Source organism: Streptomyces sp. NPDC037410, assembly GCF_055602235.1.
This window is the reverse complement of the sequence record NZ_JBVJWR010000026.1, coordinates 31,362-45,737: the sequence shown is the minus strand read 5'-3', so window position 1 is coordinate 45,737 and position 14,376 is coordinate 31,362. Positions and strand designations below refer to the sequence as shown.

Sequence of the window (14,376 nt, the reverse complement as noted above, 5' to 3'; positions counted from 1 at the left end):
CGGCTGCTTCGTCGGTGGCGCGGTCCGTGGGGCTCACGCGGCTCCTTCGACGGCCCTGGCGACGCGTACGGCGTCGGCGGTGGCCCGTACCTCGTGGACGCGGACGGCCCAGGCGCCGGTGTGGGCGGCGATGGCGGAGACGGCGGCGGTGGCGGCGTCGCGTTCGCGGGCGGGGGGCGGGGTGGCGCCTTCGCGGGTGAGGACGTGGCCGAGGAACCGTTTGCGGGAGGCGGCGACGAGGAGGGGGCGGCCGAGGGCGCGGAGCTCGGGGAGGTGGGCGACGAGGGCGAGGTCGTGGGGGGCGAGTTTGGCGAAGCCGAGGCCGGGGTCGATGACGATCCGCTCGGGGGCGATGCCGCCGTCGACGACGGCTTCCATGCGGGTGCGGAGTTCGGTGAGGACTTCGCCGACGACGTCGTCGTAGACGGCGAGGCTGTTCATGTTGTCGCTGAAGCCGCGCCAGTGCATGACGACGAAGGGGGCTTCGGTGGCGGCGACGGTGGGGATCATGGCGGGGTCGGCGAGGCCGCCGCTGACGTCGTTGACGAGGATGGCGCCGGCGTCGACGGCGCGGGCGGCGACGCTGGCGCGCATGGTGTCGACGGAGACGGTGACGCCTTCGGCGGCGAGGCCGCGGACGACGGGGATGACGCGGCGGAGTTCTTCGTCCTCGTCGACGCGGGTGGCGCCGGGGCGGGTGGATTCGCCGCCGACGTCGATGAGGTCGGCGCCCTCGGCGGCCAGGGTGAGGCCGTGTTTGACGGCGGCCGTGGTGTCGAACCAGCGGCCGCCGTCGGAGAAGGAGTCGGGGGTCACGTTGACCACGCCCATGACCGCGCAGCGGTCCCACTCCGGCAGGCCGAGCGCCGTGCCCCGGTCGATCGTCTTACTCATGTGTCCAGCGTAGGGCCCAGGGGCGAGATCAGGCCGCGCGGACCTCGTGGTCTCCGGTCTGGGCGGGGACGATGTGGGCGCAGGGGCGGGGTGTGGGTGCGGGGCGCCTGCGGGTGAAGGGGCGGGGCAGGGAGAGGTTCACGAAGCCTTCGGCCTGCATGGCGGCGAAGCCGATGCGGGGGAGGTCGCCGCTCTTGCGGTAGACGACGAAGCGGGGTTCCCAGCGTGGCCGGAACTTGGCGTTGAACTTGTAGAGCGACTCGATCTGGAACCAGCGGGAGAGGAAGACGAGGAGTCCGCGCCAGATGCGCAGGACGGGGCCGGCGCCGATCTTCTCGCCGCGGGCGAGGGCGGCGCGGAACATGGCGAAGTTGAGGGACACGCGGGTGATGCCGAGGTCGGGGGAGGCCTGGAGGGCGGCGACGATGAGGAGTTCGTTCATGCCGGGGTCGGCGGTGCGGTCGCGGCGCATGAGTTCGAGGGACATGCCGTCGGGGCCCCAGGGGACGAAGTGGATGACCGCCTTGAGGTCCCCGTAGGGGGAGTGCGGATCGTCGGTGTCGTCGGTCTTGTGGGCGGTCGCTATGACGGCGTCTCCGTCGCCGGGGGCGCCGATGCGGCCGAGGGCCATGGAGAAGCCGCGTTCGGTGTCGGTGCCGCGCCAGTCGGCGGCGGCGCGGCGGACGCGTTCGAGTTCTTCGTCGTCGAGGTCGCGGACGCGGCGGACGCGGGTGGTGTAGCCGTTGCGTTCGATGCGTTTGACCATCTGGCGGACGTTGCGCATGGCGCGGCCGGTGAGGGAGAAGTCGGCGACGTCGACGACCGCCTCGTCGCCGAGTTCGAGGGCGTCGAGGCCGGTCTCGCGGGTCCAGACCTGGCCGCCGGTCTCGGAGCAGCCCATGACGGCGGGGGTCCAGGAGTGGGCCTTGGCTTCGTCCATGAAGCGTTCGATGGCGCCGGGCCAGGCTTCGACGTCGCCGATGGGGTCGCCGCTGGCGAGCATGACGCCGGAGACGACGCGGTAGCAGACGGCTGCCTTGCCGCTGGGGGAGAAGACGACGCCCTTGTCGCGGCGGAGGGCGAAGTGGCCGAGGGAGTCGCGGCCGCCGTGCTGGTCGAGGAGGGCGCGGAGGCGGGTCTCGTCCTCGTCGGTGAGGCGGGCGGCGGGGTGCTCGGGGCGGAAGGCGAGGTAGATGGTGGTGAGGGCGGTGAGCATGCCGAGGGCGCCGAGGGAGTAGCCGACGGTCCAGTCGACGCCCTTGGTGTAGGCGACGGGGCCTTCGATGCCGAGGAGTCCGTAGAGGACGTGTTCGAGGCGGTCGGCGAGGCTGGGGCTGCCGATGATGCGTCGGGGGTGGGCGCTGACGATGACGAGGCCGAGGGCGATGGATCCGGCGCCCATGAGGACGAAGTTGGCGAGGGCCCGCCAGCGGCTGCGGGGGTCGGGGAGGGCGTTGAACTCGCTTCGGTGGCGTACGAGGGGGGTGAGGAGCGCCAGGGAGAGGAGGGCGCCGAGGACGGAGTGGCGCCAGGCGAACTGGGCGGCGGCGCCGAGGGGGAGGAGGACGACGGCGGCGCGCCAGGCGCGGCGCTTGTGCCGCTTGAGTCCGTGGGCGAGGAGCAGGAGGAGGACGCCGGCGCTCAGGGAGAGGGCGGCGGAGAGGGGGCCGAGGGTGCCGGGGAGGACTTCGGCCGCGTGGTGCATGCGGCTGGCCCGGAAGCGGGGGAAGACCCCGGCGGCGATGTCGATGAGGCCGATGGCGGTGCAGGCCGTGCCGATGTAGGTCGGGACCTTCTCGGGGCGGGGGCCGCGGAGAATCTGCCGCACCCGAATCGGAACCGATCCCGATTTGTCCCCATCTACCGTGACAGACATGGCTTCCCGTACTTCCCGTGGTCCTGCGCAGGGTCTTTGACTCCGGTCGGGCCCTGCGGCTCGTTCGGTGGGGCCGTCCCGGCTGGTGCGCCTTCTATGACGAGGGCGTGCGGGGTCGGGTTCATTCAGACACGGGAAAATCTCGGAAAGAAGGCTCGGTCGTCCCATGGGTCTCACCAGTAACAAAGTCCTCGCGTCGGCCGTGGTGCTGGCCGTGGTGCTGTTCCTGGCCACGGTCTGGCTGTGGCCGAAGCTCGCGCGGCGCGGCTGGCGGCCGGTGGTGGGCCGGGTGGGGCTGCTGCTCGTGACCCAGGTGACGCTGTTCGCGGCGGTCGGGCTCGCGGCGAACCGGTCGTTCCTCTTCTACGGCTCCTGGGCCGATCTGTTCGGGCAGGAGCAGGACCTGGGCGTGGTCGTCGACCACGCGGCCGGCTCGAAGCACCTGCGGGTGCTGGCGACGCAGACGCTGGACGTGCCGGGCGGCGGCCGTCCCTCGGTCGGGGGGCAGATCCAGAAGGTCATGGTGGCGGGCGACCGCTCGGGGATCGTCTCGCCGGCCTATGTGTATCTGCCTCCGGAGTACTTCCAGCCGCAGTACGCCAAGCGGACGTTTCCGGCCTCCGTGGTGCTCACCGGGTATCCGGGGACGGCGGAGAACCTGATCAAGGGGCTCAACTATCCGAAGGCTGCGTACCTCCAGGCGAAGGCGGGGCGGATGCAGCCGATGATCCTGGTGATGCTGCGCCCGACGGTGGCGCCGCCGAGGGACACCGAGTGCGTGGACGTTCCCGGCGGCCCGCAGACGGAGACCTTCTTCGCCCAGGACCTGCCGAAGGCGGTCTCGGAGCGGTACCGGGTGGGGAAGAGGGCGCGGAACTGGGGGTTCATGGGGAACTCGACGGGCGGCTACTGCGCCCTGAAGATGGCGCTCCACCACCCGGACCGGTTCACGGCGGGGGCGGGTTTCTCCGCGTACTACCGGGCGGCGGAGGACGTCACGACCGGGGATCTGTTCCGCGGGGACGACGCGCTGCGCAAGCGGGGCGACCTGCTGTGGAGCCTGGATCACGGGCCGCGGGGGGAGACGTCGTTCCTGGTGACCTCGTCGAAGCGGGGCGAGAGCAACCTGAAGGGGACGCGGCAGTTCATCAAGAAGGTGAAGAGCCCGGCGACGGTCTCGTCGATCATCCTCGACAGCGGCGGTCACAACTTCAACACGTGGAACCGCGAGCTGGCGCCGGGCCTGATCTGGATGGGCGGAAGGCTCAGCGCGAACTAGGGCGTGTCTGACAATTCGCGTCGGTCCGCGGGCGCCGAGGCCCGGCGCAGGGCCCGGTGGACGCCGGCCGGGGTGAGGACGCCGAGGGGTCGGCCGTCGTTGCCGGTGACGGTGAGGCGGCCGGTGTCGTGCTGGAGGAGTACGGCGAGGGCGTCCTTGAGGGAGGTCCCGAGGGGGACGGTGACGGGGGCGCCGTCCGTGGTCGCCTCGGTGCTTTCCGTCCAGGAGTCGAGGTCGGCCTCGGCGACGGGGGTGACCGCGAGGCGCTTGAGGCCGCGGTCGTTGCCGACGAAGTCCGCGACGTACGGGGTGGCGGGGGAGCCGAGGACGGTGGCGGGGGTGTCGAACTGCTCGATGCGGCCCTGCCCGTAGACGGCCATGCGGTCGCCCATGCGGACGGCCTCCTCGATGTCGTGGGTGACGAGGAGGACGGTCTTGCGGACGGTGGCCTGGAGCGCGAGGAACTCGTTCTGGAGGCGCTCGCGGACGACCGGGTCGACGGCGCCGAAGGGCTCGTCCATGAGGAGGACGGGCGGGTCGGCGGCGAGCGCGCGGGCGACGCCGACGCGTTGGCGCTGGCCGCCGGAGAGCTGCGCGGGGTAGCGGGAGCCGTACACGGCCGGGTCGAGGCCGACGAGGTCGAGGAGTTCGGCGGCACGCGCGCGTGCGGCGGCCTTCTTCCAGCCGAGGAGGGCGGGGACGGTCGCGGTGTTGTCGAGGACCGTGCGGTGGGGGAAGAGCCCGACCTGCTGGATGACGTAGCCGATCTTGCGGCGCAGGGCGACCGGGTCGACGCCGGCGACGTCCCGGCCGTCGACGAGGACGCGGCCCGAGGTCGGCTCGACGAGCCGGTTCACCATCATCATCGTGGTCGTCTTGCCGCAGCCCGACGGGCCGACCAGGGTGACGAGCTCGCCCTCGGCGACCTCGAAGGAGAGGCCGTCCACGGCCGTGGTGCCGTCGTCGTACCGCTTGGTCACGTGCTCGAACCGGATCATGGTTCCCCATTCTGGCCCCTGGCCGACGGGCTTGTGTGAAGGGCGTGTTGCCGCATGGTGGCGGATCTCTGGGATTGTCAGTGGCGGGGGTTAGGGTCGTCACACAAGCGTTCGGAAGGGCGGGCGACCCGGGGGGAGGGACGATGAGCGCACCGAACTGTCTGGTCACGAACGACTGGATCTGCGGTGAGTATCTGCGCACGCGCAGCGGGGAGTTGACGGACGCGCTGTTCCAGCATGTGGGAATCACGGTCGCGTCCGTGCTGATCGCGCTCGCCGTCGCGGTGCCCCTCGCGCTGCTCGTCCGCGCCCGGCCCCGCTTCGCCGGCCCGGTCCTCGGACTGACCACCCTGCTCTACACGGTGCCGTCGCTCGCGATGTTCTCGCTGCTGCTGCCGTTCTTCGGCCTGTCGGCGGCGCTCGTCGTCACCGGCCTCGTGCTGTACGCGCTGACGATCCTCGTGCGCAACACCCTGGCGGGGCTCGCGGCCGTGCCGGCCGAGACGCGGGAGGCCGCCCGGGGCATGGGGTACGGCTCGCTGCGGATGCTCTGGCAGGTCGAACTCCCGCTGGCGCTGCCGGTGCTGATGGCGGGCATACGGATGGCGACGGTCTCCACGATCGCCCTGACGACGGTCGGCTCGGTCGTCGGCCGCGGCGGCCTGGGCAACCTCATCGACGACGCGCTGCCGACCTTCTTCAAGGCGCAGATGCTCGCCGCCTCGGTGCTGTGCGTGCTGCTCGCCGTCACCGCCGACCTGCTGCTCCTGGGCCTCCAGCGGCTGCTCACGCCCTGGACCCGGATACGGACCGCGCCGGGAGGCGGGTGACATGGGCATCGTGACGGACGCCTGGGGCTGGCTCGCCACCGGCGCGCACTGGACGGGGGAGGACGGCATCGGGCGGCGGCTCGCCGAGCACGTGTACGTGAGCGGGGCGGCGCTGCTGATCGCCGCGGCGCTCGCGCTGCCGCTCGGTCTGTGGCTCGGCCACCTCGGCCGCGGCGGGACGCTCGCCGTGAACGTGTCGAACGTGGGGCGGGCGATCCCCGTCTTCGCGGTCCTCGCGCTGTTCATGGTGTCCCCCCTGCGGAACGCCGGCTATGTGCCGACCGTGGTGGCCCTGGTGCTGTTCGCGATACCCCCGCTCCTCACCAACGCGTACGTGGGGGTGCGGGAGGTCGACCGGGCGGCGGTGCGGGCGGCGCGGGGCATGGGGATGACGGGCGGCCAGCTCTTTCTGCGGGTGGAACTCCCGCTGGCCCGGCCCGTGGTGATGACCGGGGTCCGCTCGGCCGCCGTGCAGGTCGTCGCCACGGCGACGGTCGCCGCGATGGTCGGCCAGGGCGGCCTGGGCCGGATCATCACGGCCGGCTTCGCCACGTACGACACCGCGCGAGTGGTCGCGGGCGCCGTGCTCGTGGCGGCGCTCGCGCTCCTGGTGGAGGGCGTCCTGGCGGGCGCGGACCGCCTCTTGACACGTGACAGACGAAAGACCGAACGCTGACTGGGATGGGTGATCTCGTGAACAGGGTCTCGCGTATCGCGGGCGCGCTGCTGGGGACGGCGGCGCTGACCGTCGCTCTCGCCGCGTGCGGCGGCGACAGCCTGGAGGAGGGCAAGAAGAAGGACTCGGGCGGTTCCGCCGCGGGGAAGAAGGGCTCGCTGGTGGTCGGCGCGGCCGCCTTCACGGAGGCCAAGGTCCTCGCCGAGCTGTACGCGCAGTCGCTGAGGGCCGAGGGCTACTCGGTGTCGATCACCACCGTGAAGAATCGCGAACTGTACGAACCCTCGCTGGAGAAAGGCGAGATCGACGTCGTCCCGGAATACGCGGCGACCGTCGCGGAATTCCTCAACGCGAAGGTGAACGGCCCGAAGGCGCCCGAGGACAAGCCGGTCGCCTCGGGTGACGTGACGGCCACCGTCGACGCCCTGCGGAAGCTCGCCGAACCGCGCGGTCTGAAGGTCCTCGCGGCCGGAGCGGCCGTCGATCAGAACGCGTTCGCGGTGACGAAGGAATTCGCCGCGAAGAACAAGCTGACGACGCTTTCCGATCTCGGCCGCGCGAAGCTGAAGGTGAAGATCGCGGCCGGTGACGAATGCGCGGTGCGCCCCTTCTGCGCGCCCGGTCTGAAGAAGACGTACGGGATCGACGTGTCCGGGATCGACCCCAAGGGCGTCGGTACGCCGCAGGCCAAGCAGGCCGTCAAGGACGGGGTGGACCAGCTGGTCCTGACGACCACCACGGACGCCACCGTCGACGGCTACGGCCTCGTCTTCCTCACCGATGACAAGAAGCTGCAGAACGCCGACAACGTCCTTCCCGTGGTCAACGCCGAGGACGCCGGCGCTCCGGAGATAGCCGCCGCCCTCGACAAGATCACCAAGGTGCTCACCACAGCGGATCTCGCCGAACTCAACCGCAAGGTGGACGCCGAGCGGGCGAAGCCGGAGGACGTCGCCAAGGAGTATCTGGAGACGAAGGGGCTGCTCAAGAAGTAGGCGGTGGGGGAGGGGAGTCGGCCCGAAACGGAACCGGAACCGTCGATATCCACTTCTGGTGGCGAGAAGTGGCCAAGAGATTGCCGGGCCGACGCCCCACATGACGCCTACGCACGGTAAATTTCAGGCCATGCCACGTGGACGCCACCGCCATTCCCCGCCTCTGCACAAGCTGCTGCCACCGTCCGCGGTCGCCGGCGCCGCGGTCGTGTGCGCCGCGGCCGCCTGGCTGCCCGGCGACCCGGTGATCGCGCGGCTGCTCGCGGCCGCGGCGGCCGCCGCCGCCGTCACCGGTGCCGTCCTCATGCGCAGTTGGGACCGGAGCGCCGGCCTCAAGGTCGCCGAACTCGACCGTGCGCGCGCCGCCGAGGTCTGGAAGGCCGAGGAGCGGACCGCCGAGCTGGAGGCCGACCTGGAGGAGTCCCGCACGCTGCGCTCCCGGCTCGACGCCAAGCTCCGCGCCAAGCGCGTGGAGCTCGCCGGACTGCGCGGCGAGCACGCCGACCTGCTCCGCCGGTACGCCACCGCCGAGACCGAGCGCGCCAGCGCCCTGGAGGGCCGCCGCGTCCTCGCCCTGGAGACCAGCGCCGCCGCACCCGACGCCAAGGCGCTGCCCGCCGCCGGATCCACGCCCACCCCGGAGGCCTTCCGCCGCGCCGCCCAGGCCCTGCGCGACCTCCCGCGCAACGCCGCGGCCCAGCAGGCCCGCCGCACCGCCGAGGCCGCCCGCGCCCGCGACCTCGCCGAGCGCGCCCGGGACACGGAGGAGCCGCAGGGGAAGCACGCGGCGGCCGCCGGAACCGAGCAGCACACCCGCCCGGCCGCCTCCACCCCGTCCACCGCCCTGCCGGCCGTCCCGGTCGCCTCCGCGGTCGTCCCGTACGCCGCCCGCAGGCCCGTCCCGCGCCCCGAGGGCGGCTTCGACTTCTTCGGTACGCAGAAGGCGGCGGCCGCGATCGAGGCCGTGCAGAACAGCGACCTCGCCGACGTCGTGGGCGAGGAGGTCCTCGCCTCCGGCGCCCCCCTCCTCACCCCGGTCCCGGCGGCCCCCCGCACGATCGGCCAGGTCATCGACCTGACGGCCCACGACGAGACGGAACAGCTCGACGTCGCCGAACTCAGGGGCGCGGTCAGTTCCTGACGGCCCCCGGCCCGGGTGGGCGGCTACTTGTCGATGTCGCCCACCACGAAGAACAGCGAGCCCAGGATCGCCACCATGTCCGCGACCAGGGTTCCCGGGAGCAGTTCCACCAGGGCCTGGATGTTGTTGAAGGACGCCGAGCGCAGCTTCAGCCGGTACGGGGTCTTCTCGCCCTTGGACACCAGGTAGTAGCCGTTGACGCCGAGCGGGTTCTCGGTCCAGGCGTACGTGTGGCCCTCCGGCGCCTTGAGCACCTTCGGCAGCCGCTGGTTGATGGGGCCCTGCGGCAGCTCGGCCATCCGGTCCAGGCAGGCGTCCGCCAGGTCCAGGGAGTTGTGCGTCTGGTCGAGGAGGCACTCGAACCGGGCCAGGCAGTCGCCCTCCTGCCGCACGGCGACCTTCAACGTGTCCTGGAGCTCCCCGTACGCGAGGTACGGCTCGTCACGCCGCAGGTCGAAGTCGACGCCCGAGGCGCGGGCGATGGGCCCGGACACCCCGTACGCGTGGACGGTCTCCGGGGCGAGGACGCCGACCCCGCGCGTACGGCCCCGGAAGATCTCGTTGCCGAGGACGAGACGGTCGTACACGTCCATCCGCGACCGCACGTCCGCGACGGCCTGCCGCGCCCGCCCCAGCCAGCCCGCCGGCAGGTCCTCCTTGAGGCCGCCGACCCGGTTGAACATGTAGTGCATCCGGCCGCCGGAGACCTCCTCCATCACCGCCTGGAGCTCCTCGCGCTCCCGGAAGGCGTGGAAGACGGGCGTGATGCCGCCCAGTTCGAGCGGGTACGAGCCGAGGAACATCAGGTGGTTGAGCACCCGGTTCAGCTCGGCGAGCAGCGTCCGCGTCCACACGGCCCGCTCCGGGACCTCCATGCCGAGCATCCGCTCGACGGCCATGACGACCCCGAGCTCGTTGGAGAACGCGGACAGCCAGTCGTGGCGGTTGGCCAGCATGATGATCTGCCGGTAGTCCCGCGCCTCGAAGAGCTTCTCGGCGCCCCGGTGCATGTAGCCGATCACCGGCTCGGCGTGCCGGACGACCTCGCCGTCGAGCACGAGCCGGAGCCGGAGCACGCCGTGGGTCGAGGGATGCTGCGGTCCGATGTTCAGCACCATGTCGGTGCTCTCCGCCGCGCCGCCGATTCCGACCGTCGTCTCCGTCATGCGGCCAGTATCCCCTGGGCGGGTCACCCCGCGGCCGGGACCCTTCGGGTCAGCCACAGGAAGTCGCCCAGCCCGCCCCGCGCCGTCAGCTCGGCGGCCTCGCCCGCGGAGGCGAGCGCCCGGACGTACCCGGCGGGGTCCGTCGAGGCGAGCGCGAGCGGCGGCCGCTCCCCGGACACCCCGAGCCGCCCCAGCGCCTCCCGCTGCGTGACCAACTCGTACGCGCCCGCGCCCCCGCACGCGTCCAGCGCCACATGGGACGTCACGTCGCAGCTTCCGTCCGGGACCGGCGGGACCTCGCGGCCGTCCCGGAAGCCGGTCAGGGTTCCGAAGGGCGGCCGGGTGGCCCGTACGTGCGCGTAGTCCACGGCCACCGCCCGGCCCGCCGCCAGGGAGGCGACCGCCGCCGCCCAGGCCTCGTCGCGCGGCCGCCCGATCTCGGCCCGCGCGCCCGGTTCCCGCAGCGGCCACCAGCGGTCCAGCCAGGCGGCGCCCGGGCCGGTGACGGGGGCGCCGAGCCGTTCGGTGCCGTCCTGCGCGACCTCCACGTACCGGACCGTGCCGTCCGCGTCCGCCTCGGCGACGTCGACCGGCACGTTGTCGAGCCACTCGTTCGCGAAGAGCAGCCCGCGCACGCCCCGCGGCACCCGGTCCGTCCACTCCACCCGTGGGTCGAGCCCGGCCGGGCGGGCGGCGCGCTCGACCGCGACCGCCCGCACCGTGAGCGAGGCCCCGACCGCCGCGAGCACCGAGGTCAGCAGCTCACCGCGGCCCGCGCCCACGTCCACCAGGTCGACCTCGTCCGTCCCCAGCTCCCCGGCGACCTCGGCGAGCAGCCGGGCCACGGCTCCCGCGAAGAGCGGGGAGGCGTGCACCGAGGTGCGGAAGTGCCCCGCCGGGCCCTCGGGGCGCAGATAGAAGCCCCCGGGGCCGTACAGCGCCCGTTCCGTGGCCTCGCGCCACCCCTGCCACTCCTGCCCCTGACACGTCTCGTCCGTCACGTGCCCCAGTCTCCACCTCGGGGAGTACGGGTCCCGCGCCAAGGATCGGCCCCACGGTTGATCCCGGCACCTGCCGGCTTTCCCTACTCTGGGTGACGTGCAGCGCCTCTACGACTTCATCCGCAGACACCCGACGGGCGTCGACACCTTCTGGGCCGTCGTCCTCCTCGGGTTCTCCCTGCTGTGGGTGGGGACGACCCTCCCGGCGGTGGACAGTCCCGTCGCGTACGGCGCGGTCGCCGCGCTGTTCTCCCTGGTCGTGGCCCTGCGCAGGCGGGCCCCCGAGAGGATGCTGCTGCTCGCGGTCGCGCTGGGCGTCGCCCAGCTCGCCTTCGGCCTGATGCCGTTCCTGGCCGACTTCGCGATGCTCGTGATCATCTTCACCGTCGCGGCGCACGACGGACCCCGCTGGGCGTCCCGGCTCGCGCTCATCGGCGGACTGAGCGCCTCCACGCTCTCGCAGATCAGATGGCCCATGGAGGCCCCGGGCTCGGACGCGGCGAAGGTCTTCTTCACGATCATCATGACCGTGCCGTTCGCCCTGGCCTGGGTCCTCGGCGACTCGCTCAGAACCCGCCGGGCGTACTTCGCGCAGCTGGAGGAGCGGGCCTCCCGCCTGGAGCAGGAGCGCGAGGCCCAGGCGAAGGTAGCGGTCGCCGCCGAGCGGGCCCGGATCGCCCGCGAGCTGCACGACGTCGTCGCGCACAACGTGTCGGTGATGGTGGTCCAGGCCGACGGCGCCGCCTATGTCATGGACTCCTCCCCGGAGACCGCCAAGCAGGCCCTGGAGACGATCTCCACCACGGGCCGGCAGGCGCTCGCCGAGATGCGCCGGCTCCTCGGGATCCTGCGCACCGGCGAGCACCAGGAGGCCGGGGAGTACGTGCCCCAGCCCGACGTCGGGCAGATCGAGGACCTCGTGGAGCAGGTCCGGGGCGCCGGCCTCACCGTCGACTTCGCGATCGAGGGGAGCCCGCGCCCGCTGCCCAGCGGCGTCGAGCTCACCGCGTACCGGATCGTGCAGGAGGCCCTCACGAACACGCGCAAGCACGGCGGTCCCGACGTCGGCGCCAGCGTCCGCCTCGTCTACTTCGACGACGGTCTCGGCCTGCTCGTGGAGGACGACGGCCGGGGCGCTCCGCAGGAGATGTACGAGGACGGCGGCGCCGACGGCCGGGGCCACGGTCTGATCGGCATGCGGGAGCGGGTCGGCATGGTCGGCGGCACCCTGGACGCGGGCCCGCGTCCGGGCGGCGGTTTCCGGATCAGCGCCCTGCTCCCCCTCAAGCCCGCTCACTGACGACCCCTAAGGAACTGACCTGATGTCCATCCGCGTGATGCTCGTCGACGACCAGGTGCTGCTGCGGACCGGTTTCCGCATGGTGCTCGCCGCCCAGCCGGACATGGAGGTCGTGGCGGAGGCCGGCGACGGCGTCGAGGCCCTGGAGGTGCTGCGCTCCACGGCGGTCGACGTCGTCCTGATGGACGTGCGCATGCCGAAGCTGGACGGGGTGGAGACGACCCGGCGGATCTGCGCGGAGCCGGGGGCGCCGAAGGTGCTGATCCTGACGACCTTCGACCTCGACGAGTACGCCTTCTCGGGCCTGAAGGCGGGCGCGAGCGGCTTCATGCTGAAGGACGTGCCGCCGGCGGAGCTGCTGGGCGCGATCCGCTCGGTGCACAGCGGTGACGCGGTGGTGGCGCCCTCGACCACCCGCCGGCTCCTGGACCGCTTCTCGCCGATGCTGCCGTCCTCGGGCAGGGAGCCCGAGCACAAGGGCCTGGAGCGGCTGACGGACCGGGAGCGCGAGGTGATGATGCTGGTCGCGCAGGGCCTGTCGAACGGCGAGATCGCGGCGCGGCTCGTCCTGTCGGAGGCGACGGTGAAGACGCACGTGGGCCGCATCCTGACCAAGCTGGGCCTGCGCGACCGGGTCCAGGTCGTGGTCCTGGCGTACGAGACGGGCCTGGTCAGGGCGGGCGGCGGCGGGCTCTAGGGGCCCTACCGCAGCACCGACTCCAGGAAGTCGCTGCCGAGCCGGGCGATGACGGAGACGTCGAGCTGGTGGAGCACGTACCGGCCGCGGCGCTGCGTGGTGGTCAGCCCGGCCTTCTTCATGACCGCGAGGTGGCGGGAGACCTCGGGGGCGGTGATGCCGTACGCGTCGGCCAGCTCGCTCGTCGTGTACGCGCCCCGGGCGAGGCTGCGGCACATGCGCATCCGCATCGGGTGCGCGACCGCCTCCAGGCGCAGCTTGACGGCCTCTACGGGGGCGCCGCCGCCGAGGTCGCGGGCGGGCACGGGGTACTGGACCACCGGCTGCCAGCCGGGCGCGTGCAGCGCGAAGAGGTGCGGCCAGCCGAAGGCCGTCGGCAGGAACGTCACGCCCGAGTCCTCGGCGCTGGTGCGGCCGTGGATCAGCTTGTCCACGACGATCCGGGTGCCGGCCTCGTCCTCCTCCAGGACCATCGCGGCGGAGGCGTCGGTGACGGCCTCGGCCAGGCCCTTGCGGCGCATCAGCTCGGTCTTGTGGCGGGCGTCGGCGGCGAGCTGGATCCGGACGCGGTGCCAGGTGTCGGCGAAGAAGGCCGCGTCGCAGTCCTCCAGGAGCCGCCGGACCCACGCGCGCGTGCCGGGCGGGTCCGCGAGCATCCGCTCGGCGAAGGCGGCCTGGCGCGGGCCGCGCGCGGCGGCCAGGTCGAGGGCGCGGCGCCGCATCCGCTCGTCGACGAGCGGGGAGGGGGCGCCGTGCGTGTAGTGGCTGGCGCAGGAGATCTCCAGGGCCGAGGCCACGTACTTCTCGTCGTCCATGCGGTCGAGGTCGTCCAGCTCCTCGGCGAGGGTCTCGCGGGGCCGGGCGGGCAGCAGGATGTCGGAGCGGGTCGAGCGCCACATGAAGTCGGCCTCGTGCAGGCGGTCCGCGAGCTCCGGCTTGAGCGCGGCGGCGGTCGTGGTGGTCCAGGCGTGCAGCCGGGGGTGGTGCGTGGGCTCGGCGAGGGCGTGCAGGGCGGCGCCCAGCTCGGCCAGCGGCGAGGGGCAGAAGGTGATCCGCTCGTGCGGCAGTCCGGTGATGTCGATGGTCACGCTCACCCGTCCATGGTGCGGGGTGCGGCGGGGGAGCTGTCGTCCCGTTTGACGGTCCCCGTCAATCGGCGGGCCCCGGATTGACGGGGGTGGTCAATCCGGGGGCGGGGCCGTGGCGGCGCGGCGCACGGTGAGGTCATGAACGCGCTGCACCAGTACCTCTTCGACACGTATCGCGCCGCCCGGCTTGCCGAACCGATGCCACCGGCGCCCGGCACCCACGACGTGGCCGTGCTGCGGGCCGTCCGCGCGGCCCTGCGCCGACGGCCGCGCCGCACCGGCTGAGGGATTCGGGCCGCGGGGGGGGGGGGGGAAAGCGGCCCCCCCCCCCCCCCCCCCCCCCCCCCCGCCCCCCCCCCCCCCCCCCCCCCCTCCCCCCAACCCCCCCCCCCCCCCCCCCCCCCCCCCCCCCCCCCCCCCCCCCCCCCCCCCCCG

Annotated in this window: 14 protein-coding genes; 8 read left to right on the top strand and 6 right to left on the bottom strand. The window is 72.9% G+C overall.

Going from position 1 to position 14,376, the window contains the following annotated elements; translation table 11 throughout:
• Positions 1-33 precede the first annotated feature (33 nt).
• Together folP and ACZ7HT_RS32115 are read right to left on the bottom strand one after the other, a co-directional pair.
• A complete protein-coding gene (gene folP, locus ACZ7HT_RS32120) occupies positions 34-894 on the bottom strand; it encodes a dihydropteroate synthase (RefSeq protein WP_471172314.1) in 861 nt (286 codons plus the stop codon).
• Positions 895-922: 28 nt separating this feature from the next.
• Positions 923-2,770 carry a phosphatidylglycerol lysyltransferase domain-containing protein gene (locus ACZ7HT_RS32115; RefSeq protein WP_471172311.1) on the bottom strand — a complete coding sequence of 616 codons (1,848 nt, stop codon included), beginning with the start codon at positions 2,768-2,770 and terminating at the stop codon, positions 923-925.
• Between the two features lie 166 nt (positions 2,771-2,936).
• Here ACZ7HT_RS32115 and ACZ7HT_RS32110 point away from each other — a divergent pair, with 166 nt between their 5' ends.
• On the top strand, positions 2,937-4,049 hold the full coding sequence (locus ACZ7HT_RS32110) for an alpha/beta hydrolase (RefSeq protein ID WP_471172308.1): 1,113 nt from the start codon (positions 2,937-2,939) through the stop codon (positions 4,047-4,049).
• Here ACZ7HT_RS32110 and ACZ7HT_RS32105 read toward each other — a convergent pair.
• A complete protein-coding gene (locus ACZ7HT_RS32105; RefSeq protein ID WP_471172306.1) occupies positions 4,046-5,047 on the bottom strand; it encodes an ABC transporter ATP-binding protein in 1,002 nt (333 codons plus the stop codon). The genes ACZ7HT_RS32110 and ACZ7HT_RS32105 overlap by 4 nt on opposite strands.
• Positions 5,048-5,190: 143 nt before the next feature.
• Between ACZ7HT_RS32105 and ACZ7HT_RS32100 the strand changes: the two genes are divergently transcribed.
• The 4 genes from ACZ7HT_RS32100 (at position 5,191) to ACZ7HT_RS32085 (ending at position 8,689) form a co-directional block, all read left to right on the top strand.
• The gene (locus tag ACZ7HT_RS32100; RefSeq protein WP_471172305.1) at positions 5,191-5,877 is read left to right on the top strand and encodes an ABC transporter permease; all 687 of its coding nucleotides are present in this window, start codon (positions 5,191-5,193) and stop codon (positions 5,875-5,877) included.
• 1 nt (position 5,878) lies between these two features.
• Entirely contained in the window at positions 5,879-6,553 is a 675-nt protein-coding gene (locus tag ACZ7HT_RS32095; RefSeq protein WP_471172302.1) for an ABC transporter permease, read from the top strand.
• A 5-nt stretch (positions 6,554-6,558) separates the two neighbouring features.
• Positions 6,559-7,548, top strand: coding sequence for an ABC transporter substrate-binding protein (locus ACZ7HT_RS32090; RefSeq protein ID WP_471172301.1), 990 nt, complete (start codon positions 6,559-6,561; stop codon positions 7,546-7,548).
• Between the two features lie 130 nt (positions 7,549-7,678).
• Positions 7,679-8,689, top strand: coding sequence for a hypothetical protein (locus ACZ7HT_RS32085; protein ID WP_471172299.1), 1,011 nt, complete (start codon positions 7,679-7,681; stop codon positions 8,687-8,689).
• Positions 8,690-8,712: 23 nt separating this feature from the next.
• Here ACZ7HT_RS32085 and ACZ7HT_RS32080 read toward each other — a convergent pair whose 3' ends face one another.
• Both ACZ7HT_RS32080 and ACZ7HT_RS32075 read right to left on the bottom strand, forming a co-directional pair.
• A complete protein-coding gene (locus ACZ7HT_RS32080; protein WP_116160322.1) occupies positions 8,713-9,855 on the bottom strand; it encodes an NADH-quinone oxidoreductase subunit D in 1,143 nt (380 codons plus the stop codon).
• 23 nt (positions 9,856-9,878) lie between these two features.
• Positions 9,879-10,856 (bottom strand): SAM-dependent methyltransferase, encoded by a 978-nt coding sequence (locus tag ACZ7HT_RS32075; RefSeq protein WP_471172295.1) that lies wholly within the window; start codon positions 10,854-10,856, stop codon positions 9,879-9,881.
• 97 nt (positions 10,857-10,953) lie between these two features.
• Between ACZ7HT_RS32075 and ACZ7HT_RS32070 the strand changes: the two genes are divergently transcribed.
• Positions 10,954-12,156, top strand: coding sequence for a DUF7134 domain-containing protein (locus ACZ7HT_RS32070; protein ID WP_471172292.1), 1,203 nt, complete (start codon positions 10,954-10,956; stop codon positions 12,154-12,156).
• A gap of 22 nt (positions 12,157-12,178) precedes the next feature.
• Positions 12,179-12,853 (top strand): response regulator, encoded by a 675-nt coding sequence (locus ACZ7HT_RS32065; protein WP_471172289.1) that lies wholly within the window; start codon positions 12,179-12,181, stop codon positions 12,851-12,853.
• A 5-nt stretch (positions 12,854-12,858) separates the two neighbouring features.
• On the opposite strand, the gene ACZ7HT_RS32060 is transcribed toward ACZ7HT_RS32065, so the two are convergent.
• Positions 12,859-13,941, bottom strand: a complete 1,083-nt coding sequence (locus tag ACZ7HT_RS32060) for a DUF5937 family protein (protein ID WP_471172459.1) — start codon at positions 13,939-13,941, stop codon at positions 12,859-12,861.
• 138 nt (positions 13,942-14,079) lie between these two features.
• On the opposite strand from ACZ7HT_RS32060, the gene ACZ7HT_RS32055 reads away from it, so the two are divergent.
• Positions 14,080-14,226: a hypothetical protein gene (locus ACZ7HT_RS32055; protein ID WP_471172287.1), complete on the top strand. Its 147-nt coding sequence runs from the start codon at positions 14,080-14,082 to the stop codon at positions 14,224-14,226.
• Positions 14,227-14,376: the final 150 nt, after the last annotated feature.